Below are 13,005 nucleotides of genomic sequence, written 5' to 3'. Positions count from 1 at the left end.
TAGCGGATGACAGCGTGGGAAGTGAGCGGCCAGACGCCGCAAAGCAGATAATTATAAACGTTCGTGCACGCAGGCGGCTCGTGATGCCGGAAACGGCGGGGCCGAATGGTAAAATTCCGCGGATGAAGAAACTCGTCATCCTGATTTCCGGGCGCGGCAGCAACATGGAGGCCGTAGTGCGCGCGTGCGCGCGCGAAGGCTGGCCTGCTGAGATCGCCGCCGTCATTTCCAACCGGCCGGGCGCAGCGGGCCTGGCATTCGCGGCGTCGCACGGCATTGCGACCGCGCTCGTCGATCACCGCGGCTTCGATAGCCGCGATAGCTTCGATGCGGCCCTCGCGGCCGAGATCGACCGCTTCGAGCCCGATCTCGTCATGCTCGCCGGCTTCATGCGCATTCTCACGCCAGCATTCGTCGCACGCTATGAGGGCCGGATGCTGAATATCCATCCGTCGCTGCTGCCGAGCTTCAAGGGCGTTCACACGCATCAGCAGGCACTCGACGCGGGCGTCGCGGTGCATGGCGCGACGGTTCATTTCGTGACTCCGGAGCTCGACAGCGGCGCGATCGTCGCTCAAGCGGCCGTGCCCGTCGTCGCGGGCGACGACGCCGACGCGCTCGCCTCGCGCGTGCTGGCCGCCGAGCATGTGCTGTATCCGCGCGCGGTGCGTTGGTTCGTCCAGGAACAGGTGCGGCTCGTGGACGGGCGCGCGGTGCTCGCGCCGGGCTGTGCGCGCTGGCTGTTCGCGGATGCGACCGATATTTCGATGGGTGAGGGCGTATGAAGCTGCATGGTTTTCTGATTGGGCAGACCGAGGCGCTGCTTGCCGAGGTGCTCAAGTTCGCGGGCCCGGCCGATGTCGTGACGAGCCGCTTTTTCCGCGCGCATCCGAAGCTCGGCCACGCGGAGCGCGGCGTGATCGCCGAGGCGGTGTTCGCGGTGCTGCGGCGAAAGATGGAGTACGCGCATCTGGCCGAGAGCGGCGCCGGCGCGCCGGCGCGGCGCCTGGCGCTGCTCGGCCTGATGCAGACGGCCGGGCGCGGCGCGCTCAGGCCGTTCGTGTCGGAGGCCGAGGCGGCGTGGCTCGAGCATGTCGCGAAAATCGACCCGGCGAGCCTGCCGCTGCGGGTGCGCACGAACTTGCCCGACTGGATCCACCAGATGCTGGCGCAGCGAATCGGCGCCGACGAACTCGCGCAGTTCGCCGCGGCCGTCAATTATCCGGCGCCGCTCGATTTGCGCGCGAACCTGCTGCGCACGACCCGGGATCAAGCGATCGACGCTTTGCGCGCGGCCGGCATCGAGGCGGGCGCGACGCCGTTCGCGCCGTCCGGCGTGCGCGTCGTCGGCAAGCCGGCGCTCACGAAGCTCAAGCTGTTCGAGGACGGCCTGATCGAAGTCCAGGACGAGGGCAGCCAGCTCCTGTGCTCGCTCGTCGCGCCGCGGCGCGGCGAGATGGTTGTCGATTTTTGCGCGGGCGCGGGGGGCAAGACGCTCGCGCTCGGCGCGATGATGCGCTCGACGGGCCGGCTGTATGCATTCGACGTGTCCGACAAGCGTCTCGCGAAGCTCAAGCCGCGCCTCGCGAGAAGCGGCCTGTCGAACGTGAATCCGGTGCTGATCGACAGCGAACACGACGCGAAGATCAAGCGCCTCGCGGGCAAGATCGACCGCGTGCTCGTCGATGCGCCGTGCAGCGGGCTCGGTACGCTGCGCCGCAATCCGGATCTGAAGTGGCGGCAAACGCGCGAGACCATTGCCGAGCTTGCGCCGAAACAGGCGTCGATTCTCGCAAGCGCCGCGCGTCTCGTGAAAACAGGCGGCCGGCTTGTCTACGCGACCTGCAGCGTGCTCGACGCGGAGAACGAGGCGATCGTCGCGGCGTTCCTCGACGCGCATCCGGAGTTCGTGCTGACGCCTGCGAGCCGCGTGTTCGCCGAGCAGCGGATCGCGCTCGATACGGGCGATTACCTGTCGCTCTGGCCGCATCGGCATGCGACCGACGGCTTCTTCGCCGCGGTTCTCGAGCGGCGCGCGCAGTAGCGGGAGACGGCACGCATGATGACGAATCTTCTGCTGACCCGGCGGCTTGAGGCGGTCGTGCGCGATTTCAGCCAGCCCGCGATGATCTGGCAGGCCGTCGCGTTCTTCGGCGCGCTCGTGCTCGCATGGCTCGTCGCGCGTTATCTGCGCAGCCGGATCGACGCGCGACGCCGCGCGGCAGGCCGCATGCCCGGTGCGGGCTCGCTCAGCCTGAACCGGGCGCTGTTTCCGCTCGTCGGCGGTGTGTTCATGTGGCTCGCGCAGCTCGTTTTCGATGGCCTGATGCCGACGTCGCTGCTGCAGCTTGCGCTCGTGCCGCTCATCGGGATCGGCGTCATCTATGTGCTGTTTTTCGCCGCGCGCCGCGTATTCGCGCGCGACGGCCACACGCACGCGTGGCTGTCGATCGTCGAGAAGATCGTGTCGACCGTCGTCTGGATAGCCATGGCGCTGACCGTGCTCGGCATCCAGCGCGACGTGATCGCATGGCTCGACAGCGTGCAATTTCGCGTGGCGAACGCGCATCTGACGCTCATGTCGGTGATCTCGGGCGTGCTGTGGCTGTGCGTGACGCTGATGCTCGCGATGTGGCTCGGCTCGGTGCTCGATGAGCGCCTGACGCGCTCGAGAACGCTCGACGCGAACCTGAAAGTCGTGCTGTCGCGGGCCGGGCGCGCGCTTCTCGTGTTCGCGGCGATCCTGGTCGGGCTGTCGCTCGTCGGCATCGACGTGACGGTGCTCGGCGTGTTTGGCGGCGCGCTCGGTGTCGGCCTCGGTTTCAGTCTGCAGAAGATCGCGAGCAATTACGTGTCGGGCTTCATTATTTTGCTCGACCGGTCGCTGCGGCTTGGCGACGCGATCAACGTCGGCGGCCAGCAGGGCGTCGTCACGCAGATTCGTACCCGCTACACGGTCGTGCGCGGCCTCGACGGCAACGAGACGCTGATTCCGAACGAAAAACTGGTCACCGACATTGTGCAGAACCAGTCGTCGTATCTGACTCACGGCTATGCGAAGGTTGCGGTGCAGGTTGCGTATACGTCGGACGTCGAGCGCGCGCTTGCGCTGTTGGTCGAAGCGGCAAAGGGCGTCGAGCGCGTGCTCGAGGAGCCCGCGCCAACGCCATACCTCGTCGGCTTCGGCGCGGACGGCGTCGATCTGGAGCTTGCGTTCTGGATCGATCAGGCGGCCAAGGGAACGGCGGGCGTGCGCTCGGCGGTCAACCGCAACATCTGGCGGCTCTTCTCCGAGCATGGGATCTCGATTCCGTTTCCACAGCGCGAGGTGCGCGTGGTCGGGCTGCCGGACGGGTTCGCGGCGGCGGGCGCGAATGGCGCGCCGGCGGGCAGGGCCGCGGCCGGCGCGTAGCGCCGCGTATTGCGTTGCGACAAGAAATGTTCATTTTTTACAAAGACTTGGAACGGATGCAGTAAAATCCCGTCCTACTACGCAGTGTGCTTTCATTTTCTTGACATGGGCCGCGGTTGAGCCGGCGGTCTGACTACTTCCACAGGTAACGCCTTGCTGAATTCCCTGCTCGATTTCCTTTCCAACGGGCTTCTGCGCTTCTCGTGGTGGCAGATCGTGCTGTTCGCGCTGGCCGTCACGCACGTGACGATCGTCGGCGTGACCGTCTATTTGCACCGTTGCCAGGCGCATCGCGCGCTCGATTTGCATCCGATCGTGAGCCATTTCTTCCGTTTCTGGCTGTGGATGACGACGGGCATGCTGACGGGCCAGTGGGCGTCGATCCATCGCAAGCATCATGCGAAATGCGAAACCGAGGAAGATCCGCACAGCCCGCAAACGCGCGGGATCTGGAAGGTGCTGCTCGAAGGCGCCGAGCTGTATCGCGCGGAGGCGAAGAACGAAGAGACGATGCGCAAGTACGGTCACGGCACGCCGAATGATTGGCTTGAGCGCAATGTCTACTCGAAATATCCGATTCTCGGCGTGAGCTTGATGATGGTGATCGACGTCGCGCTGTTCGGCCTCGCCGGTCTGACTGTCTGGGCGGTACAGATGATCTGGATTCCGTTCTGGGCGGCGGGCGTCGTCAATGGCCTCGGCCACTTCTGGGGCTATCGGAACTTCAATTCGGCTGATGCGAGCACGAACCTGTTTCCGTGGGGCATCGTGATCGGTGGCGAGGAACTGCACAACAATCATCATACGTTCGCGACGTCGGCGAAGCTGTCGAACAAGTGGTACGAATTCGATATCGGCTGGATGTACATCCGCATCATGTCCGTGTTCGGGCTCGCCAAAGTGAAGAAGATCGCGCCGACGCCGCGCCTGGCCGCACGCAAGACGGTGCTCGATCAGGAAACGCTGCAGGCGGTGCTGTCGAACCGCTACGAGGTGATGGCGCGTTACGCGAAGACGCTCAAGCGTGCGTATCGCCAGGAGTTGGCGCATCTGAAGGAGCTGGGCGCGCGCGAGAAGTACCAATTGATGCACGGCGCGCGCAAGTGGTTCCACAAGGACGAAGCAGGCCTAGACGAGCCGCAAAAGCGCCTGCTGCCGGAGATTTTCGCGAACAGCCAGAAGCTGCATACGTTCTTCCAACTGCGCGCCGAGCTTGCCGCGATCTGGGAACGCTCGAATGCGTCGCGCGAACAGTTGCTGGCCCAGTTGCAGGATTGGTGCCATCGTGCCGAACAAAGCGGCATCAAGGCGCTGCAGGAGTTCGCGACACGCCTGAGCCGCTACGCATAAGCCGTCCAGACCGAAATCGATTAAAATTTCCGGACGTCACAAACCCCGCGCTGGCGGGGTTTTTTGTTCCCGCTCGAATGGCTCGCCTGCGCTGGACTGATGATTGGGTGGGCTGCCCACGGGAGGAGGGGCGTGGCATGGAATTGGAGTGTGAGGCCTGGGGCGTCCGAGCGCTATGCGCTCACCCCAATCGGCACACCGCCGCAGGGCTGGACAGGCGTCGAAGTGCTGGCGCCGGTCAATCGCGGCATGGGAGCAGAGGCGGCACGAAACGCCGCGCCTGCTCGACAGGAGATTGATGATGCATTCGGCGATCGGGATCAAACCCATCGAATTCGACCGGCCGCTCGCCTCAGGAGCGGCTTGCGGCGTCGGCGAGGCGTGGGCGAAAGTGCCCGCGCCGCTCACGGCTGGCGAGCGCGATGAATGGAAGGCGCGGATCAGGGCGCTGCTCAAGCGCGAAAAGGCGGTGCTCGTCGCGCATTACTATGTCGACGCGGATCTGCAGGCGCTCGCGGACGAAACGGGCGGCTGCGTTGCCGATTCGCTCGAAATGGCCCGCTTCGGCCGCGATCACGACGCGCAGACGCTTGTTGTCGCCGGCGTGCGCTTCATGGGCGAGACGGCGAAGATTCTGAGCCCGGGCAAGCGCGTGCTGATGCCCGATCTTGATGCGACCTGCTCACTCGACCTGGGTTGCCCGGTGGACGAGTTCTCGCGGTTTTGCGACGCGCACCCGGATCGCCAGGTGGTCGTTTATGCGAACACGAGCGCCGCGGTGAAAGCGCGCGCCGACTGGATGGTCACGTCGTCGATCGGACTCGAGATCGTCGCCGATCTGCATGCGCGCGGCGAGAAGATCATCTGGGCGCCGGACCGGCATCTCGGAAGCTATATCCAGAAGAAGACCGGCGCGGACATGCTGATGTGGCAGGGCTCCTGCCTCGTTCACGACGAATTCAAGGGCGTCGAGCTCGAACTGCTGCGCGGCGAATATCCGGACGCGAAGATTCTCGTGCATCCCGAGTCGCCGGAAAGCGTCGTCGCGCTCGCGGACGTGGTCGGCTCGACGTCGCAGTTGATCGACGCGGCCGTGAAGCTCGATGCGCAGCGCTTCATTGTCGCGACCGATCTCGGTATTTTGCACAAGATGCGGCTCGCGGCGCCGGGCAAGGTTTTTATCGAGGCGCCGACGGCCGGCAATAGCGCGACTTGCAAGAGCTGCGCGCATTGCCCATGGATGGCGATGAACGCGCTGTCAAATCTGGCCGACGCGCTCGAGCACGGCTACGGTGAAATCCTCGTCGATTCCGCCATTGCCGAGCGCGCGCGCGTGCCGATCGACCGGATGCTCGATTTCGCGGCGCGTCACAAGCAGCGCGTGCAGGCGAGCGGCGATTTGCAGCGCGATCAGCAACTTTTCGCGAACGTGGGGCCGGCATGACCAGACATGCAGTGTCGCCGCTGTTTGCGGACATCTCGCGCGAGTACGGCGCCGCGTTCGACGCGGCGATCGCGCGTAATGTCGCCGATACACTTGCCGAGGATGTCGGTGCGGGCGACCAGACCGGGCGGCTCGTGCCGGATGGCCCGGCGCGTGCCGCGCGCGTGATCGTGCGCGAAGAAGCGGTGCTGTGCGGCGTGCCGTGGTTCGATGCGGTGATGCACGCGGTCGATCCGGCGATCGAGGTTCAGTGGCACTGCCGCGAAGGCGCCTGGATGACGCCGGACTCGAACGTCTGCGACTTGCGCGGCCCGGCGCGATCGCTGCTGACAGGCGAGCGCAATGCGCTCAATTTCCTGCAATTGCTGTCGGGCGTCGCGACGGCAACGCGCCGCTATGTCGACAGGATCGCCGATACGCGCGCGCGCATCCTCGACACGCGCAAGACGTTGCCGGGCCTGCGGCTCGCGCAGAAGTACGCGGTGCGCGTGGGCGGCGGCGCGAATCAGCGGCTCGCGCTCTATGCGGGCATCTTGATCAAGGAAAACCATATCGCGGCGGCGGGCGGCGTCGGTGAGGCGCTGGATACGGCGTTCGCACTCGATGCGCATGTGCCGGTGCAGATCGAGGTCGAGACGCTCGATCAGTTGCGCACCGCACTTGCGCATGGCGCGCAGTCGGTGCTGCTCGATAATTTCACGCTCGATGCGATGCGCGAGGCGGTGCGCATCGCCGCAGGCCGCGCGGTGCTCGAGGTATCGGGCGGCGTGAATTTCGACACGGTGCGTGCGATTGCCGAGACGGGCGTCGACCGGATCTCGATCGGTGCGCTGACGAAAGACGTGCGCGCGACCGATTATTCGATGCGCATCGTCGAATAGGCGCAGCAGGGCCGCGCTGTCCGGCAGGAATGATGGGGCAGACGCGGGCGGCGGCTTGAAAAAAGCAGGCTGAATTGCGGCTGCGCCGCGGCGTCCGGTCGATCTTTCGCGCTGCCGGTGGTTGCTTCGATTTTTTTCGAAAAAGTGGCGACCCGTTTCAACATGCATTAGACAAATGAAACCAGGCCGCCGGCGCGTGATGTGCCGGCGGCCTGGTTTCATCGCGCGCACGGCGCCGCGCAGTGGGCCGTGCGCGACCGGTCAGGTGGTTATTTTGCTGCTCGCCGCGTGGGCGTAAGCACGGTCGGCAACGCTTTCGGCAGCGCATGCGGCCAGTCGCGGCTGTAGTGCAGGCCGCGGCTTTCGCGCCGCGCGCGTGCGCTGTCGACGATCAGCGACGCGACATCGACCAGGTTTCGCAGTTCGAGCAGATCGCGGCTCACGCGGAAATTCGAGTAATAATCGTGAATCTCGTTGCGCAGCAGCTTCAGCCGGTGCTTCGCGCGTTCGAGCCGCTTGTCCGTGCGCACGATGCCGACGTAGTTCCACATCAGGCGGCGCAGTTCGTCCCAGTTGTGCGCGACGACGACTTCCTCGTCCGGGTCCGATACGCGGCTCTCGTCCCACGCAGGCAGCGGGCCGTGCGTAGCCGAATCGTAGCCGGCGCTTTCGATTGCACCGGCGGCGGCGCGGCCGATCACGAGGCATTCGAGCAACGAATTGCTGGCGAGCCGGTTCGCGCCGTGCAGGCCGGTGTACGATGCTTCGCCCACCGCGTAGAGCCCCGCGAGATCCGTGCGGCCGGCCAAATCCGTGACGATGCCGCCGCATGTGTAGTGCGCGGCCGGCACGACGGGAATTGGCTCTTTTGCGATGTCGATGCCGAATTCGAGGCATCGCGCGTGGATCATCGGAAAGTGCTCGCGCAGGAATGCTTCCGGCTGATGGCTGATGTCGAGGTAGACGCAATCGATGCCGCGCTTCTTGATCTCGAAATCGATGGCGCGCGCGACGATATCGCGCGGCGCAAGCTCGGCGCGTGGATCATGCTCGGGCATGAAGCGGGTGCCGTCCGGTAGCCGGAGGACGCCGCCTTCGCCGCGAACGGCCTCGGTGATCAGGAACGACTTGGCATATGGGTGGAATAGGCAGGTCGGATGGAACTGAATGAATTCCATGTTCGCCACTCGGCAGCCCGCACGCCATGCCATCGCGATGCCATCTCCGGTCGAGGTGTCCGGATTCGTCGTATACAGATACACCTTGCCGGCGCCGCCCGTCGCGAGCACCGTGTGCGGCGCTTCGATCGTCACCGTGCGGCCGCTTTGCACGTCGAGCGCGTAGAGGCCGACGCAGCGCCGTCCGGGCAGGCCGGGCAGCCCGAGGCGATCCGACGTGATCAGGTCGATCGCGTGGTGATCCTCGAAGAACGTGATGTTCGGATGGCTGCGCACACGCTCGGACAACGTCGCGAGCACGGCATGCCCGGTCGCGTCGGCAGCATGAATGATGCGGCGGTGGCTGTGACCGCCCTCGCGGGTCAGGTGGAAGCCCAGCTCGGCCGCATCATCCTTCGTGAACGGCACGCCTTGCGAAATCAGCCATTCGATCGCCTCGCGGCCGCGCTCGACGATGTAGCGTGTTGCCATTTCGTCGCACAGGCCGCCGCCTGCGATCAGCGTATCGTTGACGTGGTTTTCGACGCTGTCCGCCGAATCGAGCACGGCGGCAATTCCGCCTTGCGCGTTGTCACTCGCGCCTTCCATCATCGAGCGCTTCGCGATCAGCGCGACGCGGCGTGTTTGCGCGAGATTGAGCGCGACCGACAGGCCGGCGAGGCCGCTGCCGACAATCGCCACATCGAAATTCATCTGCATCTCCGTTGCTTGTGCGTTCTGTCTCATCTTCCCCGCCGCGCGCCAGGCGAACGGGAAGTGCAGAGCATACCGCTTCAGAACGGAGCGCGGACGGCGGCTCAAGTAAAAAGCCCCGCGATTGCGGGGCTTTTCGTCATCGTCAGGCTCGTGGAAACCGGAGCATTACTTGATCTTGGTTTCCTTGTATGCCACGTGCTTGCGCGCGACGGGATCGAACTTCATGATCTCCATCTTTTCCGGCATGTTGCGCTTGTTCTTCGTGGTCGTGTAGAAGTGGCCCGTGCCTGCGGTCGACTCGAGCTTGATTTTGTCGCGTGCGCCTTTCGCCATGGTAGTGCTCCTTTGGGCTTAGGCTTCGCCGCGTGCGCGCAGGTCAGCGAGCACGGAATCGATGCCGTTCTTGTCGATCAGGCGCAGGCCGGCGTTCGAGACGCGCAGGCGCACCCAACAGTTTTCGCTTTCCACCCAGAACCGGCGGTTTTGCAGATTCGGCAGGAAGCGACGCTTCGTTTTGTTGTTCGCGTGGGAAACGTTGTTGCCGCTCATCGGCGCTTTCCCAGTCACTTGGCATACGCGTGCCATGAGAGCACTCCTAATACGCTGAATTCGGGGTTCAATCGCCGGTGACGGTTTCCGCGAGCTTGTGCCGGTATGGACAAAACAGGCTTGCGGGACCGCTGAAGCGGCTTCAGAACTGGTTGGAAAAAAGTCAGACGGCGATTCTAACAGAAAAACCTCAGGAAAATCAAACCCAATTTGTCGGCGGGTTCGGGCCGGCCGCGCAGGCCGTCCGTGCTAGAGCCAGCCCGCGTGCGCGAACGAGAAGGTATCGTTTGCGCCGATGACGAGATGGTCCATCAGCCGCACGTCGACGAGCGCGAGCGCATCGCGCAGCACGCACGTGAGCCGCCGGTCTGCGGCGCTCGGCTGCACGGCGCCCGACGGGTGATTGTGCGCGACGATCAGAGCGGCCGCGTTCAAGGCGAGCGCGCGCCGCACGATTTCGCGCGGGTAGACGGCCATTCGCGTCAGTGAGCCGCGCGCGCTTTCCTCCGTTCGCAGCACGCGGTGCCGGGCGTCGAGGAACAGGCAAACGAAAACCTCACGCGGCTGTGTGCCGATCATGAGCCGCAAGTAATCCTCGAGCGCGCCGGGCGAATCGACGAGCGGCCGTTCGCGCGCCTTTTCGGCGAGCGCGCGCCGGGCCAGCTCGACGACCGCGACGAGCATCGCGGTGCGCGCATTGCCGATGCCGCGCAGGCCCTTGAAATCGCCGGGCGCCGCGTCGAGCAACGCGCGCAGCGAGCCGAAGCGCATGAGCAGCGTGTTCGCAAGCGCGAAGACATCGTGGCCGGGTAGGCCGGTGCCAAGCAAAAGCGCAATGAGTTCCGCATCGGATAGCGCGGCCGGGCCGCGTTCGAGCAAGCGTTCGCGCGGCAGATCGCCGCCACGCCGCGCGGGCATCGGCGCGGCCGCAGGTGCCGCGGCGCGGCAGGCCGTGAGCGCGGCCGCGGCGGGCGGGGCCGCCGCCGCGCGCCGTTCTCGCGGCGGTTCATCGGTGTCTTCGCCAATCATCAGAAGGTCGTGCTGCATCTTGCTGGCTCCATGACCGGGCGGAGGCGGCGGCGCCAATGACGCCATCTGCCGCCCCGATCGCCGAGGGTGACTTACAATAGGGGCTTTGTACCGCGCCGCCCGCGTTTTTCAGGCGCCGATTGAACGAGTACCATCATGAGTCTCATCGACCTTGCAGAAGTGAAGCCCGGTTCCCACGTCACGCTTCATTACCGGCTCGCCCTGGCCGACGGCGCCGACATCGTCAACACGTTTACCGACAAGCCCGCCACGCTGCTGCTCGGCGCCGGGCAGCTCGCGCCGTCGTTGGAAGAGATTCTGATCGGGCTCAAGGCGGGGCACCATTCGACTTTTCGGCTAGCGCCCGAGCAAGCGTTCGGGCCGCGCAATCCGGAGTTGATTCAGCGGGTGTCGATGGCCACGCTGCGTGAGAACGCGATGGTCGGCGAGGATTTCACACCCGGTGATCTGGTCGAGTTCAACGCGCCCGGCGGCGGGCGTTATGCTGGTGTGCTCAAGGAGGTCGGCGAGACGTCGGCGCTGTTCGATTTCAATCATCCGCTCGCGGGCCAGGCGCTCACGTTCGAAGTGAAAATCATCGGGATTCTGTAATCATGAGCTCCATCGATACGCTGTCCGGCCAGGTTGCTGCGGCCGATGCCGAGATCCTGCTCGCTCAGCCGCGCGGTTTTTGCGCGGGCGTTGACCGGGCGATCGAGATTGTCGAGCGCGCGATCGCGATGCATGGCGCGCCGATCTACGTTCGCCACGAAATCGTCCACAACAAATACGTCGTCGAGGATCTGAAGAAAAAAGGCGCGATCTTCGTCGAGGAACTCGCCGAAGTGCCGTCCGGCAACACGGTGATCTTCAGCGCGCACGGCGTATCGAAGGCGGTGCGCGACGAGGCGGCGGTACGCGGGCTGCGCATTTACGACGCGACTTGCCCGCTCGTCACCAAGGTGCACGTGGAGGTCGCGAAGATGCGCCAGGAGGGCGTCGATATCGTGATGATCGGCCACAAGGGGCATCCGGAGGTCGAGGGCACGATGGGGCAGGTCGAGCGCGGGATGCATCTCGTCGAGAGCGTCGAGGATGTGAACCGCCTCGAATTGCCCGATCCGGGGCGCGTCGCGCTCGTCACGCAGACGACGCTGTCGGTCGACGACGCGGCCGAGATCATCGCGGCGCTCAAGCAGAAATTCCCTGCGATTCGCGAGCCGAAGAAGCAGGACATCTGCTATGCGACGCAGAATCGCCAGGATGCGGTGAAGTTCATGGCGCCTCAATGCGATGTCGTCATCGTCGTCGGCAGTCCGAATAGTTCGAATTCGAGCCGTTTGCGCGAGGTCGCGGAAAAGCGCGGCGTCGCCGCGTACATGGTGGATGCGCCCGAGCAGATCGATCCGGCTTGGGTCGCAGGCAAGCGCCGGATCGGCGTGACGGCGGGTGCGTCGGCGCCCGAAGTGCTCGCGCAGGCGGTGATCGCGCGTTTGCGCGAGCTTGGCGTGACCAACGTGCGTGCGCTCGAGGGCATTGAGGAAAACGTTTCATTCCCGCTGCCGCGCGGCTTGAATCTGCCGCCTGCCGCTTGATCGGCGGCGGCTGTTTCGCCTCGGGTTGTATTGCGAAAGCGCGCCTTCGGGCGCGCTTTTGTTTTGATGGCCCTTTGTGGAGCAACCGGATGGCGTTAAATTGGTGCAACCAAGTTGCTATTTAAATTGAAATGGCCTTCCTGAAAAAGGTTGCAATGCAGGAAAACCCTGTCGAATCAGGAATATTGGCGCTTCTATAAATAGAGTTACAATTCGCCCGTTTTCAGGCCTGGGGCCTTGAAACACGAATTGGGCAAGGCGCTGGAGACCTGTTTTGATGCATCGGAAGTTGGCTTGCGCCGAGTTCGACGGCGCTGCGGTTGCGCTTTTTACGGCATGCGCCGTTACGTGTCGTCCCGGAGTGGCGATGCCCGGGGGGTTCCCGCGCGGCATGCGCGCCGGGGCCGGCTGTGCGCGGTTCGCCGCGCGCGCAGTTGCGACGTCCATTTCGCGTGTATGCGTTCGCGCGCAGGTTCGGTTGCTTGCCGGCGTGCGCGCCGACGCCCCGGCGCGCCTTCATTGCGCCGCGGCATTTGCAGCGCGTTCGCGGCGCGCGGCGGCGGTTCATCCGATGCACCGCCCGTGCGGCCGGAAGGCGCGTGCTCGGACACGCTACGACTTCAAGGAGGCCCAGCACACCGTCCTCAAGTCGTGAGAATTTCAACGGGATTCGGGTGGTGCCGAAAATCCGTGCGGCGCCGTTTCCGCCTCTATCCCGGCTCGATGCGCGCGGCATGCTTTCGCGCGCTGCGCGCCGGGGCGACATCACCTACCGGTATTGATTCAGGACCCGCAGTGCCCGCCGAAACGGCGCGACTCCATCGCTTATCCGCGTGGCCGAGCATCGTCCGGACGGCACGGACCAAGGAGC

12 protein-coding genes are annotated in these 13,005 nt (G+C 64.9%); 8 read left to right on the top strand and 4 right to left on the bottom strand.

All coding sequences use genetic code 11. From position 1 onward, the window contains the following. The first annotated feature begins 122 nt into the window (after positions 1–122). The 6 genes from purN (at position 123) to nadC (ending at position 7,087) form a co-directional block, all read left to right on the top strand. Positions 123–785, top strand: a complete 663-nt coding sequence (gene purN / locus WS68_RS03525) for a phosphoribosylglycinamide formyltransferase (RefSeq protein WP_059569585.1) — start codon at positions 123–125, stop codon at positions 783–785. Beyond that, the gene (locus tag WS68_RS03520; protein WP_059569449.1) at positions 782–2,044 is read left to right on the top strand and encodes an RsmB/NOP family class I SAM-dependent RNA methyltransferase; all 1,263 of its coding nucleotides are present in this window, start codon (positions 782–784) and stop codon (positions 2,042–2,044) included. The genes purN and WS68_RS03520 overlap by 4 nt, the downstream gene beginning before the upstream one ends. A 15-nt stretch (positions 2,045–2,059) precedes the next feature. Next, a complete protein-coding gene (locus WS68_RS03515; protein ID WP_059569448.1) occupies positions 2,060–3,412 on the top strand; it encodes a mechanosensitive ion channel family protein in 1,353 nt (450 codons plus the stop codon). Positions 3,413–3,565: 153 nt separating this feature from the next. Further along, positions 3,566–4,762 (top strand): DesA family fatty acid desaturase, encoded by a 1,197-nt coding sequence (locus WS68_RS03510; RefSeq protein ID WP_059569447.1) that lies wholly within the window; start codon positions 3,566–3,568, stop codon positions 4,760–4,762. A gap of 301 nt (positions 4,763–5,063) precedes the next feature. Then, positions 5,064–6,206 carry a quinolinate synthase NadA gene (gene nadA, locus WS68_RS03505; protein ID WP_059569446.1) on the top strand — a complete coding sequence of 381 codons (1,143 nt, stop codon included), beginning with the start codon at positions 5,064–5,066 and terminating at the stop codon, positions 6,204–6,206. Next, entirely contained in the window at positions 6,203–7,087 is an 885-nt protein-coding gene (gene nadC / locus WS68_RS03500) for a carboxylating nicotinate-nucleotide diphosphorylase (protein ID WP_059569445.1), read from the top strand. The genes nadA and nadC overlap by 4 nt, the downstream gene beginning before the upstream one ends. A gap of 269 nt (positions 7,088–7,356) precedes the next feature. Here the strand turns inward: nadC and nadB are convergent, their stop codons facing one another. From nadB to radC, 4 genes are all read right to left on the bottom strand, one after another. Next, a complete protein-coding gene (gene nadB / locus WS68_RS03495) occupies positions 7,357–8,958 on the bottom strand; it encodes an L-aspartate oxidase (RefSeq protein WP_059569584.1) in 1,602 nt (533 codons plus the stop codon). Positions 8,959–9,126: 168 nt separating this feature from the next. Then, positions 9,127–9,294: a 50S ribosomal protein L33 gene (gene rpmG, locus WS68_RS03490; protein ID WP_004185395.1), complete on the bottom strand. Its 168-nt coding sequence runs from the start codon at positions 9,292–9,294 to the stop codon at positions 9,127–9,129. Between the two features lie 18 nt (positions 9,295–9,312). Next, positions 9,313–9,546, bottom strand: a complete 234-nt coding sequence (gene rpmB / locus WS68_RS03485) for a 50S ribosomal protein L28 (RefSeq protein ID WP_059569444.1) — start codon at positions 9,544–9,546, stop codon at positions 9,313–9,315. 213 nt (positions 9,547–9,759) lie between these two features. After that, complete coding sequence (gene radC / locus WS68_RS03480) at positions 9,760–10,557, bottom strand: RadC family protein (RefSeq protein WP_059569583.1); 798 nt, start codon at positions 10,555–10,557, stop codon at positions 9,760–9,762. A gap of 138 nt (positions 10,558–10,695) precedes the next feature. Here radC and WS68_RS03475 point away from each other — a divergent pair, with 138 nt between their 5' ends. Continuing rightward, positions 10,696–11,151, top strand: a complete 456-nt coding sequence (locus tag WS68_RS03475; protein ID WP_059569443.1) for an FKBP-type peptidyl-prolyl cis-trans isomerase — start codon at positions 10,696–10,698, stop codon at positions 11,149–11,151. A 2-nt stretch (positions 11,152–11,153) separates the two neighbouring features. Then, positions 11,154–12,134: a 4-hydroxy-3-methylbut-2-enyl diphosphate reductase gene (gene ispH / locus WS68_RS03470; RefSeq protein WP_059569442.1), complete on the top strand. Its 981-nt coding sequence runs from the start codon at positions 11,154–11,156 to the stop codon at positions 12,132–12,134. Positions 12,135–13,005: the final 871 nt, after the last annotated feature.

This window comes from Burkholderia sp. TSV86 (genome assembly GCF_001522865.1).
Classification (GTDB): domain Bacteria; phylum Pseudomonadota; class Gammaproteobacteria; order Burkholderiales; family Burkholderiaceae; genus Burkholderia.
Note: the sequence above shows the minus strand (reverse complement) of the source record. Positions and strands in the feature narration are given on the sequence as shown.